The sequence below is a fragment of the Pseudonocardia spirodelae genome (genome assembly GCF_037727765.1).
Classification (GTDB): Bacteria; Actinomycetota; Actinomycetes; order Mycobacteriales; family Pseudonocardiaceae; genus Pseudonocardia; species Pseudonocardia spirodelae.
The window spans coordinates 45,860-65,424 of record NZ_JBBJUP010000025.1 but is presented as its reverse complement, the minus strand read 5'-3'; the positions used below and the strand labels follow the sequence as shown (position 1 = coordinate 65,424).

Genomic DNA, 19,565 nt, shown 5'->3' with positions numbered 1-19,565 from the left:
GGCCCGGACGTCAGATCCGCTGCCCGCCCAGGAAGCCGGTGACGACCTTCGTCAGGTCCTCCGGCCGCTCCAGGTGCATGCAGTGGCTCGATCCCGGCCCGGTGACCAGCTCGAAGCGGGCCCCGGGGATCCGCTCGGCCACCGCGCGGGACTGCCACTGCGGCGTCAGCAGGTCCTGCTCGCCGACCACCACCAGCGTCGGCGCGGTGATCGCCCCGAGCCGGTCGAGGGTGTCGTGGGCGAGGTCGGCGTCCCACTGCTCGACCGTCACCTGCATCTGTGCCTCGTCCTGCGGGAACCCCGGGAGCAGCGCCTCCAGCAGCGCGCCGACGTCCGGGTCGTCGAGGGCCTGTGGGGAGAACGCGATCCCCGACGCCGCCAGTGCCGACTCCATGTCGCGGTGCACGTAGGGCAGCCGCAGCGCCGTGAGCACGGCGCGCTGGAAGCCGTCGCAGCGGCCCCAGGTGCCGTAGAGGACCTGGGAGGCGACCTGCTCGGGGCGGGCCAGCGCCATCTCCTGCGCGACCGCCGAGCCGAGCGACCAGCCCAGGACGTGGGCGCGCGGGACCTGCAGCGCGTCGAGCAGCGCGGCGCAGTCCGCGGCCATGGAGGCGACGGAGATCGGGCCGTCGCCGCGGTCGCTGCCGCCCATGCCCCGGTTGTCGACGGTGATGACGCGGTGGGTCTGGGCGAGCCGTGCGGCGAGCTCGCCCCAGAGCGGGAGCGCCCCGGAGGTCCCCATGATCATGAGGAGGGGGTCGCCGTCGCCTGCGGTCTCGTAGTGCAGCTCGACGCCGGTCGACACGGGGATGCGGGGCACGGTGGGTCTCCTGGTGGGTGTGGTCGGGGCGGGCGGGGTCAGCGGTACTGCAGGCCGTCGTCGAGGTCGGCCTTCGGCAGCTCGACCCGGTCGACGTCGTGCTCGTGCATGTGGGTCCACGGCTCGCGGTCGCCCTGGCGGAACATGCGGTGCTGGGAGCGGCCGACGTAGCCGGGGTTGAAGTTGTCCTCGGACACCCACGGCAGCAGCGGCATGTCGGCGTCCTGCGGGCGCAGCGTCGGCACCACGGCCCGGTGCCCGCGCTCGTCCATCCGCGCCAGGATCCGGGTGATGACGTCGTTGACCAGGTCCAGGCGCAGCGTCCAGCTGTGCCGGAAGTAGCCGAAGGCGTAGGCCATGTTCGGCACGCCGCTGATCATCAGGCCGCGCCAGGTGACCGAGCGGGTGAAGTCGACCGGCTCGCCGTCGACGCTGAAGGGGACGTCGCCGAACACCGACAGGTTGAACCCGGTCGCGGTGACCACGACGTCGGCCTCGATCGTCTCGCCGGAGTCGAGCTCCACGCCCTTCTCGGTGAACCCGGCGATGGTGTCGGTGACGACCGAGGCCTTCCCGGCGCGCATGGCGGCGAAGAAGTCGCCGTCGGGGACGAACGCGATGCGCTGCTGCCACGGCCGGTACCGCGGCACGAAGTGCTTCTCGACGTCGACGCCCTCGGGCAGCAGCGGCCGGATGGACTCGACGAGGAACTCGTGCAGCGCGTCGGGGTCGTCGCGGCCGGTGGTGGCGAGCCAGTCGAGCTGCTGGACGTAGGTGCGGCGCAGGATCTCGTGCGTCCACTCGGCGGGCAGGTCCAGCGGCTCCAGCATCGTCGCGAGCTCGTGCACGGTCGGCGCCGGGAACCAGTACGACGGCGAGCGCTGCAGCATCGTCACGTGCGCCGCGTCCGGGGCCATCGCCGGGACGACGGTCGCCGCCGTCGCGCCGGAGCCGATGACCAGCACCTGCTTCCCGCCGGTGTCGAGGTCGTCCGGCCACGCCTGCGGGTGCACGACCCGGCCCTCGAAGCGGTCGAGCCCGGGCCACTCGGGGGTGTAGGGCTCGTCGTGGTTGTAGTAGCCCTGGCACATCCACAGGAAGGACGCGGTGATCGACAGCGTCTCGCCGGTGTCGGCGCGCGTGACCTCGGCGGTCCACCGGTTCTGCGGCGATGACCAGGACAGCCCGGTGACGCGGTGGTGGTAGCGGATGTGCCCGGCCAGGTCGTCCTCGGCGATGACCTCGTCGAGGTAGGACAGGATCTCGCCGCCGGCGGCGATGGACGGGCCCCGCCACGGCTTGTGCCGGTAGCCGTAGGTGAACAGGTCGCTGTCGGAGCGGGCGCCGGGGTAGCGGTGCGTCCACCACGTCCCGCCGGCGGCGTCCTGGGCCTCCAGCAGCACGAAGCTCCGCTCCGGGAACTCCTCCCGCAGCCGGTGCGCCGCGCCGATGCCGGACACCCCGGCTCCGACGATCAGGACGTCGACGTGCTCGGCGGTGGTGGCGGTCATGGGTCCTCCGGGCGGTCCGTGACGGTGGTCACCCGAAACTAGGTCCGCCGCGGGACCGTCCGGTGTCCGAACTTCGGACACCGGAGGCTGTTGACCGGTGACGCATGATGTGAGGACGAGCACAGAGAGGTGCAGGCATGGGGGATCCGCTCGCCCGTCGGCGGGAGCTCGTGTCCGCGCGCGCCGCGCTGCTCGACCGGCCCGACGCCCGGCTGCCCGGCGTGCCGCAGCACGTCGCCGCCTCGTGGCGGCGCAGCATCGCCGGGGGCGTGGACCCCGCGATGATCGCGAACCGCTTCCACCCGGACCTCGACACCGGGTCCCGGCTGGTCCGCTGCGCGCGTCCGGTGATGGAGCAGCTGGCCGAGCAGGTCGCCGGCATCGGGGTGTGCGTCGCGCTGACCGACGACCGGGCCCGGCTGCTCGTGCGCCTCGACACCGAGGCCGCGATCGCCCGGGCCGCCGACGGCAACGCCTTCGCCGAGGGGTTCGGCTACGCCGAGGGCTCCGTCGGCACCAACGGCGTCGGGACGGTGCTGGAGTCGGGCCGGCCGGTGCACATCGTCGGCGCCGAGCACTTCGTCGAGCAGCTGCACGACTACGCCTGCGCCGGCGCCCCGGTCCACGACCCGGCCACCGGGCGCGTCGAGGCGGTGCTCGACCTGTCCTGCCGCGCCGAGCACTCCTCGCCGCTGCTGCTGTCGCTGGTGCGCTCGGCCGCCGCCCGGATCACCGACGCGCTGCTGCACGACCGCGACGCCGCCCAGCAGGCGCTGTTCGACGCCTACGCCCGCACCGAGTCCCGGACCCGGCGGGCGGTGCTCGCCGTCGGGCGGCGCACGGTGCTCGCGAACACCGCGATGCAGACCCTGCTGGGGCCCGGCGACCACGCCGCCCTGACCGACCACGCCCGGTTCCTGCTGCTGCGCGGCCCCGGGGTCGACGACCGCGTCGACCTCCCGTCGGGTGCGCGGGCGCGGCTGCGCGGCGCGGTCGTCCCGGTCGGCGGGTCGGTGGCCGGGCTGGTCGCGGTGGTGACGCTGCTGGGCGAGCCGCCCGCCGGGCCGGTGGTGCCCGCCGCCGGGCCGCCGCCGTCGCGGGCCGGTGCGGCGGCGCCGGGAGCGGCCACGACGACCGGCCCGGCCGCGGGCGGCGGCCCGGCCCGGCGCTCGGCCGCCGCCGCGGTCGCCGCCGCGCTGGCGGCCGGGACCCCGCTGCTGGTCACCGGCGAGGCCGGGTCGGGGCGTGCCCGCCTGGTCCGCGACGGCGCGCCCGGCCCGGTCGTCGAGCTCGCCGCCGGGGACGACGGCGCCGACCTCGCCGACCGGCTCGACGCCGCCGGGCCGGACGCGCTGGTGCTGGCGCGCGACCTCGACCGGCGGAGCACTCCACTGCCCGCGCTGCCGCCCGGGCGCCGGATCGCCGGCACCCGGTCCGACACCGCGGCGCCCGACCCGGCCCGCGACGCCGAGCTCACCCGCTTCCGGGCGTCGGTACCGGTGCCGCCGCTGCGCAGCCGCCCCGCCGACCTCCCGGGCCTGGTCACCGCGCTGCTCGCCGAGCTGGCCCCGGGCCGCGCGGTGCGGCTGTCGGGCGCCGCGCTGCGGACGCTGGCCGCACACCCGTGGCCGGGCAACGTCGCCGAGCTGCGCGACGCCCTGACCGCGGCGCTGGGCCGGCGCCCGGTCGGGACGGTCGAGGCGGCCGACCTGCCCGCGTCGTGCCGCAGCGCGCCGTCGGCGACGCTGCGCCCGGTGGACCGGGCCGAGCGGGACACGATCGTCGCGGCGCTGCGCGACTCGGACGGCAACCGGGCCGCGGCCGCGGCCGCGCTGGGGGTGGCCCGCTCGACGCTCTACCGCAAGATCGCGCAGTACCGGATCACCGGCTGAGGAACGCCGTCAGCTCGCGGGCCACCTCCTCCGGACGCTCCTCGGGCAGGTAGTGGTCGGCGTCCAGGGCGACGCCGCGCACGTCCTGCGCGTGCTCCCGCCACACGGCGGGCACGTCGTAGGTCCGCCCGACGAAGGAGTGCGCGCCCCACAGCGCGAGCAGCGGCGCGGTGACGCGGCGGGCGGCGTCGGCCCCGTCGTGCTCCCGGTCGATCCCGGCCGCGGCGCGGTAGTCCGCGCAGGACGCGGCGATCGTGTCCGGGGTGAGGCAGCGGACGTACTCGGCGATCGCGCGCTCGTCGAACGGGGTGCCGCCGTGGTGGCGCGACCGCATCCGCGCGGTGATCCAGAACTCCGGGTCGTGGCCGATCAGGCGTTCGGGGATCCCGGCCGGGGCGGTGAGGAAGAACCAGTGCCAGTAGCCGTGCCCGAACCGGGCGTCGGCGTGGTCGAGGGCGTGGCGGGTCGGGACGATGTCGAGCACGGCCAGCGCCGACACCGCGTGCGGGGCGTCGAGGGCGAGCCGGTGCGCGACCCGCCCGCCCCGGTCGTGCCCGGCGACGGCGAACCGCCCGAACCCCAGCGCGGCCATGACGGCGAGCTGGTCGGCCGCCATCGCCCGCTTCGCGTACGCGGCGTCGCCGGGGCCCGGGGGCGGGGCCGCGCTGTCGCCGTAGCCGCGCAGGTCGGTCGCGACGACGGTGAACCGCTCCGCGAGCAGCGGCGCGACCCGGTGCCAGATCACGTGGGTCTGCGGGTAGCCGTGCAGGAGCAGCAGCGGCGGGCCGTCGCCGCCGACGAGGGTGTGCACGGCCGTCCCGCCGGCGTCGACGGTGCGGGCGGTGAACGAGGTGGGGAACAGGCTCATCGCGCCGCGCCCCCGCCCGCACCGTGCTGCCTGGCCGGGACCGCGCCCGGCGACCGGGCCGTGGTCTACCGGACCGGGCCGGGCGGCGGGGTCGTCGCGCTGTTCGCGTTCACCGGACCCGTCCGGCCCCACCCCGGCGGCCGGCACGCGCCCGGCGAGCTCGTGCCGGTCGGCCGTGAGGTGCCGCGCCCGGAGCTGCTCGCCGACCCGGTCCTGGCGCCGGTGTTCCGGCACCTGCGCGGCCGTCGCCGGCTGCCGCCGGACGCGGCCCGGCGCCCGCTCGCGCTGCTCGAGGGCTGACGTGGTCCGCGTCGCCGCGGCGCCCGGCGGGCGGGTCACCGGCGGTCCCGCACGGCCCCGGCGATCGCGGCGCCCAGCTCCGCGGTGGTCGCGGTGCCGCCCAGGTCCGGGGTGACGCCCGCGCCGCCCCGCCCGACGACCTCCTCGACCGCGGCCAGCACCGCGGCGGCGGCCTCGTGCTCGCCGAGGTGCTCCAGCATCATCGAGCCGCACCAGATCTGGCCGACCGGGTTCGCGACGCCGGTGCCCGCGATGTCCGGCGCCGAGCCGTGGACCGGCTCGAACAGGCTGGGGAAGGTCCGCTCGGGGTTGATGTTCGCGCTCGGTGCGACGCCGATCGTGCCGGTGCAGGCGGGGCCCAGGTCGGACAGGATGTCGCCGAACAGGTTGCTGGCGACGACGACGTCGAAGCGCTCCGGGCTCATCACGAACCGGGCGGCGAGGATGTCGATGTGGGCGGAGTCGACGTCCACGTCGGGGTACTGCGCGGCCATCGCGGCGACCCGCTCGTCCCAGTACGGCATGGTGATCGCGATGCCGTTGGACTTCGTCGCCGAGGTCAGGTGCCGGTTCGGGTGCCGCCGCGCGAGCTCGAAGGCGTAGCGCAGGATCCGGTCGACGCCGGTGCGCGTCATCACGGTCTCCTGGATGACGACCTCGCGGTCGGTGCCCTCGAACATCCGCCCGCCGACCGAGGAGTACTCGCCCTCGGTGTTCTCCCGCACGATCAGCATGTCGACGTCGCCGGGGGAGCGGCCCGCCAGCGGCGACGCGACGCCGGGCAGCAGCCGGGCCGGGCGCAGGTTGACGTACTGGTCGAAGCGGCGCCGGAACTGCAGCAGGCTGCCCCACAGCGACACGTGGTCGGGCAGCACCTCCGGCCACCCGACGGCGCCGAAGAACAGCGCGTCGAAGCCGCGCAGCTGCTCGAACCAGTCCTCGGGCAGCATCGTCCCGTGCTCGAGCCAGTGGTCGGCGCTCGCGAACCCGAACTCGGTGAGCTCCAGCCCGATGCCGAACCGCTCGGCGGCGGCCCGCAGCACCCGGACGCCCTCCGGGACGACCTCCCTGCCGATCCCGTCACCCGGGATGACGGCGATGCGGTGCGTGGTCATGTCGTGTCCTCCTCGACTCGGTTGCTTCTATCCTGAGCAGCGACCGGACCGCGGAGAAGTCCCATCCGGACCGGAGAGTCTTTCGTCAGGGGAAAGGAATGCCGGTGGAGCTGCCGGATCTCGACGACCTGAGCTTCTTCGCGGGCGTCGCGGCGGCCGCGACGCTCACCGAGGTCGCCCGGCAGTGGGGCGTCTCGGTGTCGGCGGTCAGCAAGCGGCTCGCGCGCCTGGAGCGACGCCTGGGCGTGCGCCTGGTGAACCGCTCCACCCGGCGCCTGACCCTCACCGAGGAGGGCCGCCGCTACGCCGAGGGCGCCCGCGACGTCCTCGGCCGGATCGACGACCTGGAGGACGAGATCGGCCGCCGCCGCGCCGGGCTGCACGGCCGGATCACCGTGCACTCGTCGATGGGGTTCGGGCGCGCGCACGTCGCCCCGCTGCTCGGGACGTTCGAGGCGGCCAACCCGGACCTGCGCATCGACCTGGAGCTGTCGCACCTGCCGGTCGCGGTCGGCGGATCCGGGTACGACTTCGCCGTGCGCGTCGGGCCGCTGCCGGACTCGCGGCTGCACGCCCGCGTGCTGCACCGCAACCGCCGCGTGGTGTGCGCGGCGCCGTCGTACCTGGCGCGCCGGGGCGCCCCGCGCACCCCGGGCGACCTCGCGGAGCACGACTGCATCGTGATCCGGGAGAACGACACCGCCTACGCGCACTGGCGCTTCGGCACCGACGCCGACCCGGCCGGGGTGCGCGTGACCGGCGCGATGACCTGCAACGACGGCGAGGTCGCGACCGCGTGGTGCCGCGCCGGGCGCGGCCTGGTGATGCGCTCGCTGTGGCAGGTCGCGCCGCTGCTCGCCGCCGGTGAGCTGGTGCAGGTGCTCGACGGCATCCCGACGCCGTCGGCGGACCTGCTCGCGGTGCACGACGCCGCCCCGCCGCGCCGCGTGGTGGCGGCGCTCGACCACCTCGTCGCCGGGCTGGCGCAGCGGCTGCCCCTCAGACCGGGGCCCGCTCCCGGCGCCGCGTCCACGGCCACGTGATCGCCGCCCACCCGGCCGCGACCAGCACGAGCTCGACCACCAGGTAGGTGGGCCACGGGCCCAGCAGGTCCAGCGCGGAGGCGTTGGTCGGCTTGTGCGCGAGGAAGCCGTAGTTCGTCCCCGCCGCCAGGTCGAAGGGCAGCACGACCGCGGCCCAGGCCACCGTCGCGGCCAGGGCCACGCCCATCCCGCGCCAGTCCGGGCGCACCCCGGCGCCCCAGGTCAGGTACACCGCGGCCCACGTCACCAGGAGGTGCAGCGCCCAGAAGTGCAGGAACGCGACGTGCGGGAAGTCCGGGGCGTCGGTCGCCGGGGTGAGCAGCGCCTGCGGGGTGAGGGTGAGGCCCCAGTAGTACAGCGGCGCGCACGCCCACCACCGCCGCGTCCACAGCGCGACGGCGGCGGTGACCCACGACAGGTCCGACAGCTGCAGCGGCAGCGAGATGTGCACGTCGAAGGCGGCGGGGGTCAGCAGCCGCAGCTGCAGCGGGACCAGCAGCACCACCACGACGACGGCGGCCGCCCGGGAGAACCGCCGCTCCGCCGGGGTGCCGCGCAGCCGCCGTCCGAGCAGGACGAGCACGGCCCCGCCGAGGACGCCGACGGTCAGCGCGGCCCAGTGCGTCGGACCGTAGGGGACGAAGTGGGTCATGGCCGCCCGGGCAGCGCGGCGAGCAGCCGCCACAGCGGGCGCTGCACCGCGTCGGGGAGGCCGGCGAGGGAGAAGTCCAGGTCGTGGGCCACGTTGAGCCGGGCGAGCCGGCGCAGCGGCGGCAGCCGCCCGGCCGTGGCGAGGATGCGGAACTGCTCCTCCAGCGACCCGGCCGGGGTCTCGACGGTGCGCACGCGCACCGGTGCGTCGCCGCCGTTGCCGAAGGAGTGCGTGACCCCGGGCGGCACCACGATCCCGTCGCCGGGGTGCAGCAGGCTCGTCCAGCCCCCGACCCGCACCCGCAGGACGCCCTCGAGCACGGTGAACGCCTCGGTGGCGCCGCGGTGCCGGTGCGGCGGGGGACCGGCCACCCCGGCGGGCACGACGGCCTCGAACTCGAAGGCCGGGGCGCCGCTGTGCAGCACGTCGATCGTCTCACCCGTCGGCATCACGATGCGGCTCACGGCGGCCCCCGGTCAGGCGTGTGCGGTGTCGTCCTTCGTCCCGCGCCGCGGGACCAGGTGCAGCACGGCGACGATCACCGCGCCGACGACGATCCCGAGGATCGCCGACCCGACGGTGTTGGTGAGCCAGCCGAGGAACCCGCCCAGCGCGCCGGTCGCGTCGGCGACGGCGACCTCCAGATGGTGCACCAGGTCGTAGGGCGGGGTGAAGCCCAGCTCGTCCAGACCGACCAGCAGGATGTGCCCGCCGACCCACAGCATCGCCGCGATCCCGACCACCGACAGCGTGCGCAGCACGATCGGCATGGCCTTCACCAGGCCGCGGCCCAGCGCGGCGACGGCGCCGGTGCCCCGCCTCGCCAGCGCGAGCCCGGCGTCGTCCATCTTCACGATCAGCGCGACCGCGCCGTAGACCAGCGCGGTGATCGCGACGGCGACGACGGCCAGGATGACCGCGCGCGACACGAGCCCCTCGGAGGCGACCTCGTTCAGCGCGATCACCATGATCTCGGCGGAGAGGATGAAGTCGGTCCGCACCGCGCCGGAGACGACCGTCCGCTCGTGCTCGGCCGGGTCGGCCGCGACCTTCTCGTCGCGCTCCTCGGGATGCTCGGTGTGCCCGGAGAACGCCTCCCACAGCTTCTCCGCGCCCTCGTAGGCGAGGTAGCAGCCGCCGAGCATCAGGATCGGCGTGAGCGCCCACGGCGCGAACTGGGACAGGATCAGCGCGACCGGCAGGATGAACAGCAGCTTGTTGCGCAGCGAGCCCTTCGCGATCCGCCAGATGATCGACAGCTCGCGCTCGGGCTTGAGCCCCTGCACGTAGCGCGGGGTGACGGCGGCGTCGTCGACGACCACGCCGGCGGCCTTGGCGCCGGCCCGCCCGGCCGCGCCGGCCACGTCGTCCAGCGACGCCGTCGTGAGCCGGGCGAGGGCCGCGATGTCGTCGAGCAGGGCGAAGAGTCCGCTCATCGGGTCACCGTCCGTTGCGGGGCTGAATCCGTGCGCACGCGCGGCAGCCTACGGCGCGAGCGTGACGAACGGGACCGAACCCGCGGGCTTGACCGTGCCGCGACGGCACGGTGTCGACTGGCGCCATGTCCCAGGACACCACCGCCGCCCCGCCCCCGGCCGACGCCGACCCGGTCGCCGCGTTCTCCGCCCTGCGCGAGGCCGTGCCCGTCGCCGAGATCCCGCTGGAGGTGCCCGGCAGGGCGACCCAGCAGGGAATGCTGGTGACCCGGCACGCCGACGTCCGGGCCGTGCTGACCGACGGCCGCCTCCGCCACGACGCCGCGTCGGTCCCCGAGGCCCGCAACTTCCTGACCGAGGTCCAGACCGGGCTGATCGGGCTGCCCGAGGACCTGGCGCTGCTGCGCCGCCCGCTGCTGTCGCGCGACGGCGCCGACCACGCCCGGCTGCGCCGGCTCGTGTCGCGGGCCTTCACCGTCCGCCGGGTGAACGCCCTGCGTCCGCGGGTGGAGGAGATCGTCGCGGGCCTGCTCGACGACATCGCCGCGGCCGGGGCCGACGGCAGCCCGGTCGACCTGGTGGAGGCACTGGCCTACCCGGTGCCGATCACGGTGATCTGCGAGCTCGTCGGGGTGCCCGAGGCCGATCGCCGCCGCTGGCGGGAGTTCGCGCGGTTGCTGATCCACCCCGACACCGGCCGGATGCCCGCGGTCGCCCGCGACGTCGTCGCGCACGTCCACGAGATGATCGCCGCGCGCCGTGCGCAGCCGACCGGCGACCTGCTCTCCGGGCTGGTCGAGGCGCACGAGGAGGACGGCGACCGGCTCTCGGAGCAGGAGATCCTCGACCTGACCGTGAACCTGACCGTCGCCGGGTTCGAGACCACCGCGCACGTACTGGCGAAGGGGACCCTGGCGTTGCTGACCCGGCCCGGCCAGCTCGCCGCGCTGCGGGCGGAGCCGCAGCTGTGGCCGACGGCGGTGCACGAGCTGGTCCGCACCTGCGGCCCGGTCCCGACCGGCGTCCCGCGCTACGCCGCCGGGCCGATGGAGATCGGCGGCACCGCCGTGCCCGCCGGGACCGCGGTGCTGCCCGGCCTGCTGACCGCCAACACCGATCCGCGGGTCCTGCCCGACCGGCCCGACGAGCTCGACGTCCGCCGCGACCCGGGCCGCGGCGAGGGCCACCTCGGGTTCGGGCACGGGCCGCACTACTGCCTCGGCGCGGCGCTGGCCCGCCAGGAGGTGGAGGTCGTGCTGTCGGCCCTGCTGACCCGCTTCGACGCGCTGCGGCTCGCCGGGCCGGCGGACGGGCCGTCGGTGCTGGGCTTCGAGCGCCTGCCCGCGCTGCGGGTACGGGTCGACCGGCCGGACCCGCAGGCCCGGCCGGCCGGTGCTCAGGACGAGGAACGCGACTCGTAGAGCCGGCGCGACCAGAGCACGCAGGCCGCCGTCACGACCACACACCAGCCGACGGCCAGTGCCGCGTCGGTGCCGAGCCCGGCCGTGTCGCCGACGCCGAGCAGGCCGCGCAGCGTGTCGATGACCGGCGTGAACGGCTGGTACTCCGCGAACCACCGCAGCCCGGCCGGCATCGACTCCACCGGCACGAACCCGCTGCCCAGGAACGGCAGCAGCACCAGGAACATCGGGGTGTTGCTCGCCGTCTCCACGCTGCCCGCGGCCAGGCCCAGCGCGACGGTCAGCCAGGTCAGGGCCAGGGTGAGCAGCGCCAGCATCCCGGCGACGCCGAGCCAGGCGAGCGGGCCCGCGTCGCTGCGGAACCCGAGCAGCAGCGCCACGCCGAGCACCACCGCCAGCCCGGCGGCGGTCTGGACGAACGCCCCCGCGACGTGCCCGGTCAGCACGCTGGAGCGGGCGATGGCCATCGTCCGGAACCGGGCGACGATCCCCTCGGTCATGTCGGTCGCCACCCCGATCGCGGTGCCGAGCGCGACGCTCGCGACGGTCATCAGCAGCACGGCCGGGGTGATGAAGGCCAGGTAGGCGTCGCGTCCGCCGCCCGGCCCGGCCAGCCCGGCGCCCATCGTGGCGCCGAAGACGAACACGAACAGCAGCAGGAACACGATCGGCTGGGCGATCAGCATGATCGTCAGCGACAGGTAGCGGCGCAGGTGCCGGACACGGCGGCGCAGCATCGTCGCGGTGTCGGCGACCAGCATGGGACGGTCGGTCGCGATCGGGATCACGGGCGCGCTCATGACGCGGCCACCTCCTGGGCGGTCGGGTGGCCGGTGAGGGCCAGGAAGACGTCGTCGAGGTCGGGGGTGTGGGTGGTCAGCTCGTCGGGCTCCACGCCGGTCGCGGCGAGCCGGTCGAGCACGTCGCGCAGGTCGCGGGCCCCGGTGGCGGGCAGCTGCAGCGTCACCGCGGACGGGTCGGCCACCGCGGCCGGCAGCGCGGCCCGGGCGGCGGCGAGGACGCCGTCGTCGGCGAAGCGCAGGCGCACGTGCCCGCCGGGGACCCGGGCCTTGAGCTGCGCCGGCGTGCCGCGGGCCACGAGCCGGCCGCCGTCGAGGACGGCGACGTCGTCGGCGAGCTGGTCGGCCTCCTCCAGGTACTGCGTGGTCAGCAGCACGGTGACGCCGCGGCCGACGAGGTCGCGCACGGCGTCCCACAGGTCGCGCCGGCTGCGCGGGTCCAGGCCGGTGGTCGGCTCGTCGAGGAACAGCACCTGCGGGTCGGAGACCAGCGTCATGGCCAGGTCCAGCCTCCGGCGCATCCCGCCGGAGTAGGTCCCGGCCCGGCGGTCCGCGGCGTCGGCGAGGTCGAACCGGTCGAGCAGCTCGCGTACCCGGTCCCGGCGCCGCCCGCGGGGCAGGTGGTGCAGGTCGGCCATGAGCCGCAGGTTCTCCGCCCCGGTCAGCAGGCCGTCGACGGCGGAGAACTGGCCGGTCACCCCGATCGCGGCGCGGACGCCGTCGGGGTCGGTCGCCGGGTCCCTCCCGGCGATGCGGATGCGGCCGGAGTCCGGCGCGAGCAGCGTCGACAGGATCCGGACCAGGGTGGTCTTGCCGGCGCCGTTCGGGCCGAGCAGGGCGAGCACGGTCCCGACGGGGACGTCGAGGTCGATGCCGCGCAGCACGGCGTGGTCGCCGAAGGACCGGTGCAGGGCGGCGACGGCGATGGCGGGCGGGGGTGTGGGCACGGTGGTTCCTCTCGTGGTGGTGACGGTGGACGGCGGTGCTCAGGCGCGGCGGACGACGATGTCGCCCTCGCGGGAGCGCGCGTGGACGGTGACGGTGTCGGTGAACCCGTCGGGGTCGTCGCGGGGGGTGAGCGTGTTGGTGATCCGGCCGGTGGTGTCGGCGTCGAGCCAGACGGCGCTGCCCTCGGCGACGCCGACCTCGAGGCGGCCGTGGGTGCTGGTCATCGACACCTCGCCGCGGTGGACGCGGCCGAGCCGGACGTTGCCGTAGGCGGTGCGCACCCGGGCGCCCGCGCCGAGCTCGTCGACCTCGATGACGCCGTGGGTGCCGGTCAGCTCGGCCTCGCCGGTCAGCTCGTCGGCGCGGATCACGCCGTGCTTGCTGCTCAGCGTCGCGCTGCCGCCGATCCGGTGGACGGTGAGGCCGCCGTGGTCGGAGCGGACCGTGGCGTCGCCGCTGACGGTCCCCCCGATCCGGACGTGGCCGTAGCCGGTGCTCAGCTCGGCGGAGCCGGAGTCGTCGAGGCGGACGTCGCCGTAGCGGGTCCGGGCGGTGCAGCCGGCGAGCCTGCCCTCGACGGTGATCCCGCCGTAGGTGGTGCCCGCGGTCAGCGACGACCCGGTGGGCAGCGCGATCTCGACCTCGACGGAGCGGCCGGGGGTGCGCGGGGTGAGCTTCTGCAGCAGTCCGAGCTGCGGGCCGGTGACGCGCAGCTCGCGACCGGTCAGCTCGACGCGGACCTGGTCGGCCTGCGCGCGGTCGGCGGGGGAGGACCGGACCTCGACGACGGTGTCGGTGCGGTCCGACGCGGTCACCCGCACCTCGCCGATGGTGAGGTCGACGGTCGCGGTGACGGGCTCGGGGGTCTCGTAGCTGGGCACGGGGCATCGCCTCCTCGGCGTCGCGGTGACGCCGTGAGTCAGGGGTGGGTGGTGGGCCTCAGCCGAACCAGCCGACGCGGCCACGGCGGGCCGGGTCGGCGGGCCGGTCGGTGGCGGCGGGCCGGTCGAGCGCGGCCGCGGCGACCCGGGTCAGCCACGTGTTGACGCTGAGACCGTCGCGGCCGGCGGCCTCCTCGATCCGGGCCTTGAGCGCCTCCGGCGGGCGGAAGTTGATCCGGGCGACCGGCCCGGACTCGCTCTCGACGCCGACGGCCGGTGCTGGCGCCACGGGTGGCGCCATCGCCGGCGTCTCCGTCGCCACCGGGGGAGCGGCGTGCTCCGTGGTGACGACGAACTCGGGGTCGTTGCCGCGCAGCCGTACGTGCACCGACCCCGGTGCGAGCTCGAGGGTGATCTCGTCGGCCGCCGCGGCCAGCGCCTCGAGCAGGACCAGCCGGGTCGTCGACGTCAGGGGGGTGAGCAGCCGCTCCGCGGCCGCCGCCGTGTCCTCGCCCGCGGCCTCGCCCAGTGCGGCGAACTCGGTGCGCAGGCGGTCGACATATCCGTCCAGCTCCATGGCGCAACTATGGCGCACGATGGCGCCATCGTCAAGCCCGCGGCGCCACGGCGGGTGCGGGCTTGACCCGGACGCGACGGCACGGTGTCGGGTGGTGGGGTCCCGCCGTCGTCGTGGAGGAGCAGCCCGTGGACCGCACCGCCGACCCCGCACCGCCCCGTACCTGCCCGGTCGCCGCCTTCGGGCGCCTGCGGGAGGAGAGCCCCGTCGTCGCGATGCCGGGGCTGGAGGGCGTCTCGCTCGTCACCCGCCACGACGACGTGCACGCCCTGCTGCTGGACCCCCGGCTGCGCAACGACCCCACCGGCGTCCCCGGCGCGCGGGACGTCATGGGCACGATCCTCACCGCCGTCGGGCTGCCGCCCGAGCTCGGCCACCTCGGCCGGGGGCTGCTCGCCCGCGACGGCGCCGACCACGCACGGCTGCGCCGGCTGGTGTCGCGGGCGTTCACGGTCCGCCGGGTCACCGGGCTGCGGCCGCGGGTCGAGGCGCTCACCGCCGCCCTGCTCGACGACGTCGCGGCCGCCGGCGCGGGCGGCGCGCCCGTGGACCTGGTCCCGGCGCTGTTCCGGGAGCTGCCGATCGCGGTGATCTGCGAGCTGGTCGGCGTGCCGGTGGAGCGGCGCGGCGCCTGGCGGGAGCTCGCCGGGCTGTTCGTCGCGCCCGACCCGGAGCGGATGCCCGCGGCGGCGCACGCCGTCGTCGGCCAGGTGCACGAGCTCGTCGCGGCCCGCCGCGCCACCCCGGCCGACGACCTGGTCGGCGCGCTCGTCGCGGTGCACGACGACGGCGACCGGCTCACCGGCGAGGAGCTCGACGTGCTGCTGTTCGACCTCGTCGTCGCCGGGTTCGAGACGACCTCGCACGTGCTGGCCCGCGGTGCGCTCGCCCTGCTGACCCGCCCCGGCCCGCTCGCCGCGCTCCGCGCCGGTCCGGAGCGCTGGCCCGCCGCCGTGCACGAGATCGTGCGGACCTGCGGCGCGGTCCCGACCAGCGCGCCCCGCTACGCGAGCACCGACCTCGTCGTCGGCGGGGAGCCGGTCGCGACCGGCGGCGCGGTCACGGCGGGCCTGGTCACCGCCAACTTCGACCCGCGCCGCCACGACCGCCCCGACGAGTTCGACGTGACCCGCGAGCCGGGCCGCGGCGAGGGGCACCTCGGGTTCGGCCAGGGCGCCCACTACTGCCTGGGCGCCGCGCTGGCCCGCCTGGAGATCGAGGTGGCGCTGCGGGCCCTGGCCGAGCGCTTCCCGGCGCTGCGGCTCGCCGAGCCGGCGGACGGGCCGTCGGAGCTGGGGTTCGAGCGGCTCGGGTCGCTACCGGTGCGGGTGGACCCGTGACCGGCTCCCACCCGTTCGGGTGGCGCGGACCGGCGGCGTCACTGGGACCGTGACCGGGGTCACCCGCTGCGGCGTCGCGGCGGGCTGTCGGACCGGAGCGGGGGCGGTCGGGGATGACGACGTCGGTACAGCGGGCGGCACCGGAGGACCGGGCACGGCCCGCGGGCTTCCGCGGCCCCGGTCACGTCCGCAACGTCATCGCGCGCCGGCGCCTGACCGACCTGCTCGACCGGGCCGGGCCGCGCCCGCTGACCGTCATCCACGCCCCCGCCGGGTACGGCAAGACCACCCTGGCCGTGCAGTGGCTGCAGATGCTGCACGCCCGCGGCGCGACCGTCGCCTGGATGGGCCTGCACCGCGACGACGACACCCCGCACTGGTTCCTGACCCACCTGCTCGGCACCGTCCGCCGGGTGCTGCCCGACCCCACCGCCGTCGACGACCTGCTGGAGCTCATCGAGCAGAACGCCGAGGACACCCGCGCCTTCACGCTCTCGGCGCTGCTGGAGACCCTCGGCGCCCACCCGGGCCCGTTCGTCCTCGCCCTCGACGACTGGCACCTCGTCGAGAACCCCGAGGTCCACCGGGCCCTGATGCACCTGCTGGACCTCGCTCCGCCGAACCTCGCGGTCGTGCTGACCAGCCGCAGGCGCCCGCGCCTGCCGCTGAGCCGGCTGCGCGTCGGCGGCCGCCTCACCGAGATCGACGCCGACGTGCTGCGCTTCGACCTCGTCGAGACCCGGGAGTTCCTCGTCGAGCTCAACGGGCTGCGCCTGGGCGTCGACGACGTCGCGCGGCTGTCGGAGGGCACCGACGGCTGGGTCGCGGCGCTGCAGCTGGCGTCGCTGTCGCTGCGCGACACCGACGACCCGGAGACCCTGATCCGCGGGTTCTCCGGGCGCCACCACTCGGTGGGGGAGTACCTCGCGGAGAACGTCCTCGACGCGCTGCCCGCGGACCTGCTCGACCTGCTCCTGGCGACCTCGGTGTGCGACCGGCTGTGCGGCGGGCTCGCCGGTGCGCTCGCGGGGCGCCCCGACGGCGGGGCCGCGCTGGCCGAGCTGGAGTCACGCGACCTGTTCCTGCGTGCGCTGGACCCGGAGCGGGAGTGGTTCCGCTACCACCACCTGTTCGCCGAGTACCTGCGCCGCCGGCTCGACCGCGACCACCCCGGCCGGGCCGCGGAGCTGCACCGGCGGGCGTCGGGCTGGTTCGCCGGGCACGGTCTCGTCGCCGAGGCGGTGGTGCACGCGCTCGCCGCGGGGGACGTCGACGGCGCCACCGACCTCGTCGAGCAGCACGCCATGCCGCTGGTCGAGCACAGCCGGATGGTGAGCCTGCTCGGGCTGGTCCGGCGGCTCCCGCCGACCGCCGCCGACGGCCGCCCGCGGCTGCTCATGGCCGTGGCCTGGGCGAACTGCCTGCTCCAGCGCAGCGACGCCGCGCAGGCGGCCCTCGACGTGCTGCGCGCGGCGCTGCCGGTCGACGACGCCCACGACGAGCTGCACAGCGAGGCCGACGTCGTCCAGGCGTGCATCGACGTCTACGGCGACCGCACCGACCGGGCCGAGCTGCTCGTGCGCCGCAGCCTGGACCGCTCGCTGGTCTACCGGCCCTGGGTGGTGGCGGTCGCGGCGAACATCCAGTCCTTCTGCGACCTGCACGCCGCCCGGTTCGAGCTCGCCCGCGAGCGGCAGCGCTGGGCGCGGCGCTTCCACGACCGCGCCGGCGGGCCGTTCGCCGGGGTCTACGGCCGCTGCTTCGCCGGCATCGCCGCCCTGTCGGTGCTCGACGTCGACGGCGCCGAGCGGCAGCTGCGCGACGCGGTGGCGCTGGCCCGCGAGATGGCGGGACGCCGCTCGCACGCCGCCCAGCTGGCCGGGGCCCTGCTCGGGGAGCTCTGCCACCTGCGCGGCGAGCGCGAGGAGGCACAGCGGCTGCTCGTGGAGAGCGGGGAGCTGGGCGCGGAGAGCGGCGTCGTCGACTTCATGGTCGCCAGCTACGCGCTGCTGGCCCGGATCCGGGCCGACGAGGGCGCCGGCGACGAGGCCGCGGAGCTGCTCGCCGAGGGCGCCCGGGTCGCCGACCGGCTCGGCCTGCCCCGGCTGCGCGCGGCCGTCGGTGCCGAGCGGATCGACCAGCTCGTCGCCCGCGGCCGCATCCGTCAGGCCCGCCGGGCCGCGCAGGAGCTGCCGACCGGCGCAGACCTCGACGGCGGCATCGCCGGCCGGGTGGACGCCGCCCGCGGTGCCGCGCTGGCCGCGGTGCTCGCCGCCGAGGGCGAGACCGACCGGGCCGCCGCGCTGCTGGAGGAGCTGGCCGCCGAGGCCCGCCGCCGCGGCCGGGTGCGGGAGGAGACGGAGCTGACGGTGCGCCTGGCCGGGGTGCTGGAGGGCGCGGCCCGGCGGCTCGCCGCCGAGCGCACCCTGGCCCCGGCCCTGGAACGGGCGGTGGCCGCGGGCGCCCCGCAGCTCGTCCTCGACGGCGGCCGCGACGTCCGCGCTGTGGCCGTGCGGCTGCGCGAGCGGGCCGCCGCCGACGGGACGGCGGACCCGGCGGCGGACCGCCTCGCGGCCCTGCTCGACGACGGTGGTGCCGCCCCGGCCGCGGCGGCCGGGCTCACCGCACGCGAGCACGAGATCCTCGGGATGCTCGGCCTGGGCCGGGACAACCGGGCCATCGCGGGCGGTCTCGGCGTCACGGTCAACACCGTGAAGTGGTACCTGAAGCACATCTACGGCGAGCTCGGCGTCCGCAACCGCACCGAGGCCGTGCCTCACCGCAGCGAGGCGTACACCGCCTGCTCGAAGTCGCCGTAGAGCGCGAACGCCCCGGGCGAGACGAACGGCAGCGAGTTGGTGTAGATCGAGGCGCAGATCCCGGTCGTGCGGTCGACCCAGAAGTGGGTGTTGAACAGGCCCGCCCACGCCCCGGTCCCGGCCCGGCGCCCGCCGGGCACGTCGGAGGTGTTGAGCATCAGGCCGTACCCCCACTTCCAGCCGGGGCCCGCGTCGAACGGGAACGTGATCGCCGGGTCCGCCGACGGGATGGCGGGCGGGAAGTCCAGCTCGCCGATCTGGTTGCGGAACGCCTCGTCCACCGTGGACCCGGCGAGGATCCGCGCCCCGTCGAGCTCGCCGCCGCGCAGCAGCGCCTGCTGGAAGCGGACGTAGTCGCGCGGGGTGGAGTACAGCCCGTGCCCGCCCGCCCACCACTCCGGCTGTTGCGGCAGCAGCTCGCCGGCCGAGACCCAGCCGCCGTCCTCGCCCGGGACGTGCACGGTGACCGCGTTCGCGGTGCGCGCCTCGTCGAGCAGGAACATCGTGTCGTCCATGCCCAGCGGGCCGGTGATGTTCTCCTTCACGACGACGTCGAGCCCCGCCCCGGAGACGGACTCGACGACCTTGCCGAGCCAGTCGGTGTTGATGCCGTAGGTGAACCGCTCGCCGGGGTCGTGCAGCATCGGCGCGCGGAACGCGCCGAGCCCGCCGAGCACGTTCGGGGTGCCGGTGACCTGCTCGTAGCGGGCGAGGTCGGCGTCGAAGAACCAGTAGCCCAGGCCGGTGGTGTGGGTGAGGAGGTGCCGCACGGTCGCCGGGGTCCGCGGCGCCCGCAGCCGCGGGGTGTCGCCGTCGAAGCCGTCGAGGACCTGCACCTCGGCGAACTCGGGCCGGTACTCGGTGACGGGGGCGTCGAGGTCGAGCGTCCCGGCGTCGCGCAGCTGCAGCGCCGCGGTCGTCGCGACCATCTTGGTCATCGACATGATCCGGAACTGGGTGGCGGCGCCGACGTCACCGCCGGACCCGCCGACCGTCCCGGGGCCCGCACCGCCCTCGTAGAGCACGCCGTCGCGGTCGGCGACGATCGCCGCGACATGCGGCACCGCGCCGCTGTCGACCGCCCGGCGGAGCACCGTGTCCACGGCGGTGCGGTCGACCGAGCCGTTGATGAGCGTTCCCAT

18 protein-coding genes are annotated in these 19,565 nt (G+C 76.1%); 6 read left to right on the top strand and 12 right to left on the bottom strand.

The window, feature by feature from the left end; all coding sequences use genetic code 11:
- Positions 1-10: 10 nt before the first annotated feature.
- Positions 11-820 carry an alpha/beta fold hydrolase gene (locus tag WJX68_RS23695; protein WP_340294897.1) on the bottom strand — a complete coding sequence of 270 codons (810 nt, stop codon included), beginning with the start codon at positions 818-820 and terminating at the stop codon, positions 11-13.
- A gap of 38 nt (positions 821-858) precedes the next feature.
- Complete coding sequence (locus WJX68_RS23690; RefSeq protein WP_340294895.1) at positions 859-2,331, bottom strand: flavin-containing monooxygenase; 1,473 nt, start codon at positions 2,329-2,331, stop codon at positions 859-861.
- A gap of 137 nt (positions 2,332-2,468) precedes the next feature.
- Here WJX68_RS23690 and WJX68_RS23685 point away from each other — a divergent pair, with 137 nt between their 5' ends.
- The gene (locus WJX68_RS23685) at positions 2,469-4,223 is read left to right on the top strand and encodes a sigma-54-dependent Fis family transcriptional regulator (RefSeq protein WP_340294893.1); all 1,755 of its coding nucleotides are present in this window, start codon (positions 2,469-2,471) and stop codon (positions 4,221-4,223) included.
- Here WJX68_RS23685 and WJX68_RS23680 read toward each other — a convergent pair.
- Positions 4,213-5,091, bottom strand: coding sequence for an alpha/beta fold hydrolase (locus WJX68_RS23680; RefSeq protein WP_340294891.1), 879 nt, complete (start codon positions 5,089-5,091; stop codon positions 4,213-4,215). The genes WJX68_RS23685 and WJX68_RS23680 overlap by 11 nt on opposite strands.
- A 60-nt stretch (positions 5,092-5,151) precedes the next feature.
- On the opposite strand from WJX68_RS23680, the gene WJX68_RS23675 reads away from it, so the two are divergent.
- Positions 5,152-5,391: a hypothetical protein gene (locus tag WJX68_RS23675; protein WP_340294889.1), complete on the top strand. Its 240-nt coding sequence runs from the start codon at positions 5,152-5,154 to the stop codon at positions 5,389-5,391.
- Positions 5,392-5,426: 35 nt separating this feature from the next.
- On the opposite strand, the gene WJX68_RS23670 is transcribed toward WJX68_RS23675, so the two are convergent.
- Positions 5,427-6,506 (bottom strand): tartrate dehydrogenase, encoded by a 1,080-nt coding sequence (locus WJX68_RS23670; RefSeq protein WP_340294887.1) that lies wholly within the window; start codon positions 6,504-6,506, stop codon positions 5,427-5,429.
- 104 nt (positions 6,507-6,610) lie between these two features.
- Between WJX68_RS23670 and WJX68_RS23665 the strand changes: the two genes are divergently transcribed.
- Positions 6,611-7,549 carry a LysR family transcriptional regulator gene (locus WJX68_RS23665; protein WP_340294885.1) on the top strand — a complete coding sequence of 313 codons (939 nt, stop codon included), beginning with the start codon at positions 6,611-6,613 and terminating at the stop codon, positions 7,547-7,549.
- Here WJX68_RS23665 and WJX68_RS23660 read toward each other — a convergent pair.
- From WJX68_RS23660 to WJX68_RS23650, 3 genes are read right to left on the bottom strand one after another with little or no spacing between them, the layout of a single operon-like run.
- A complete protein-coding gene (locus WJX68_RS23660; protein ID WP_340294883.1) occupies positions 7,506-8,201 on the bottom strand; it encodes a YwaF family protein in 696 nt (231 codons plus the stop codon). The genes WJX68_RS23665 and WJX68_RS23660 overlap by 44 nt on opposite strands.
- The gene (locus WJX68_RS23655; RefSeq protein WP_340294881.1) at positions 8,198-8,665 is read right to left on the bottom strand and encodes a cupin domain-containing protein; all 468 of its coding nucleotides are present in this window, start codon (positions 8,663-8,665) and stop codon (positions 8,198-8,200) included. Before WJX68_RS23655 ends, WJX68_RS23660 begins: the two co-directional genes overlap by 4 nt.
- Before the next feature lie 12 nt (positions 8,666-8,677).
- Positions 8,678-9,637 (bottom strand): DUF808 domain-containing protein, encoded by a 960-nt coding sequence (locus WJX68_RS23650; RefSeq protein WP_340294879.1) that lies wholly within the window; start codon positions 9,635-9,637, stop codon positions 8,678-8,680.
- A gap of 125 nt (positions 9,638-9,762) precedes the next feature.
- On the opposite strand from WJX68_RS23650, the gene WJX68_RS23645 reads away from it, so the two are divergent.
- Positions 9,763-11,058 (top strand): cytochrome P450 family protein, encoded by a 1,296-nt coding sequence (locus WJX68_RS23645; protein WP_340294876.1) that lies wholly within the window; start codon positions 9,763-9,765, stop codon positions 11,056-11,058.
- On the opposite strand, the gene WJX68_RS23640 is transcribed toward WJX68_RS23645, so the two are convergent.
- Genes WJX68_RS23640 through WJX68_RS23625 form a run of 4 tightly spaced genes read right to left on the bottom strand, consistent with a single transcriptional unit; the run spans position 11,034 to position 14,264 of the window.
- Positions 11,034-11,858, bottom strand: a complete 825-nt coding sequence (locus WJX68_RS23640; RefSeq protein WP_340294873.1) for an ABC transporter permease — start codon at positions 11,856-11,858, stop codon at positions 11,034-11,036. The genes WJX68_RS23645 and WJX68_RS23640 overlap by 25 nt on opposite strands.
- The gene (locus tag WJX68_RS23635) at positions 11,855-12,805 is read right to left on the bottom strand and encodes an ATP-binding cassette domain-containing protein (RefSeq protein WP_340294871.1); all 951 of its coding nucleotides are present in this window, start codon (positions 12,803-12,805) and stop codon (positions 11,855-11,857) included. Before WJX68_RS23635 ends, WJX68_RS23640 begins: the two co-directional genes overlap by 4 nt.
- Before the next feature lie 39 nt (positions 12,806-12,844).
- A complete protein-coding gene (locus tag WJX68_RS23630; protein WP_340294868.1) occupies positions 12,845-13,687 on the bottom strand; it encodes a DUF4097 family beta strand repeat-containing protein in 843 nt (280 codons plus the stop codon).
- A gap of 58 nt (positions 13,688-13,745) precedes the next feature.
- Positions 13,746-14,264, bottom strand: a complete 519-nt coding sequence (locus WJX68_RS23625; protein WP_340294865.1) for a hypothetical protein — start codon at positions 14,262-14,264, stop codon at positions 13,746-13,748.
- A 128-nt stretch (positions 14,265-14,392) separates the two neighbouring features.
- Between WJX68_RS23625 and WJX68_RS23620 the strand changes: the two genes are divergently transcribed.
- Entirely contained in the window at positions 14,393-15,604 is a 1,212-nt protein-coding gene (locus WJX68_RS23620; RefSeq protein WP_340294862.1) for a cytochrome P450, read from the top strand.
- 113 nt (positions 15,605-15,717) lie between these two features.
- The gene (locus WJX68_RS23615; protein ID WP_340294859.1) at positions 15,718-18,423 is read left to right on the top strand and encodes a winged helix-turn-helix domain-containing protein; all 2,706 of its coding nucleotides are present in this window, start codon (positions 15,718-15,720) and stop codon (positions 18,421-18,423) included.
- On the opposite strand, the gene WJX68_RS23610 is transcribed toward WJX68_RS23615, so the two are convergent.
- Positions 18,381-19,565, bottom strand: coding sequence for a serine hydrolase domain-containing protein (locus WJX68_RS23610; RefSeq protein ID WP_340294856.1), 1,185 nt, complete (start codon positions 19,563-19,565; stop codon positions 18,381-18,383). The genes WJX68_RS23615 and WJX68_RS23610 overlap by 43 nt on opposite strands.

What these genes read in the sequence shown, in the direction of transcription:
- WJX68_RS23690 (WP_340294895.1), bottom strand. Translation starts at nt 2,331, where the DNA reads ATGACCGCCACCACCGCCGAGCACGTCGACGTCCTGATCGTCGGAGCC.
- WJX68_RS23685 (WP_340294893.1), top strand. Translation starts at nt 2,469, where the DNA reads ATGGGGGATCCGCTCGCCCGTCGGCGGGAGCTCGTGTCCGCGCGCGCC.
- WJX68_RS23680 (WP_340294891.1), bottom strand. Translation starts at nt 5,091, where the DNA reads ATGAGCCTGTTCCCCACCTCGTTCACCGCCCGCACCGTCGACGCCGGC.
- WJX68_RS23670 (WP_340294887.1), bottom strand. Translation starts at nt 6,506, where the DNA reads ATGACCACGCACCGCATCGCCGTCATCCCGGGTGACGGGATCGGCAGG.
- WJX68_RS23660 (WP_340294883.1), bottom strand. Translation starts at nt 8,201, where the DNA reads ATGACCCACTTCGTCCCCTACGGTCCGACGCACTGGGCCGCGCTGACC.
- WJX68_RS23650 (WP_340294879.1), bottom strand. Translation starts at nt 9,637, where the DNA reads ATGAGCGGACTCTTCGCCCTGCTCGACGACATCGCGGCCCTCGCCCGG.
- WJX68_RS23645 (WP_340294876.1), top strand. Translation starts at nt 9,763, where the DNA reads ATGTCCCAGGACACCACCGCCGCCCCGCCCCCGGCCGACGCCGACCCG.
- WJX68_RS23640 (WP_340294873.1), bottom strand. Translation starts at nt 11,858, where the DNA reads ATGAGCGCGCCCGTGATCCCGATCGCGACCGACCGTCCCATGCTGGTC.
- WJX68_RS23625 (WP_340294865.1), bottom strand. Translation starts at nt 14,264, where the DNA reads ATGGAGCTGGACGGATATGTCGACCGCCTGCGCACCGAGTTCGCCGCA.
- WJX68_RS23615 (WP_340294859.1), top strand. Translation starts at nt 15,718, where the DNA reads ATGACGACGTCGGTACAGCGGGCGGCACCGGAGGACCGGGCACGGCCC.
- WJX68_RS23610 (WP_340294856.1), bottom strand. Translation starts at nt 19,565, where the DNA reads ATGGGAACGCTCATCAACGGCTCGGTCGACCGCACCGCCGTGGACACG.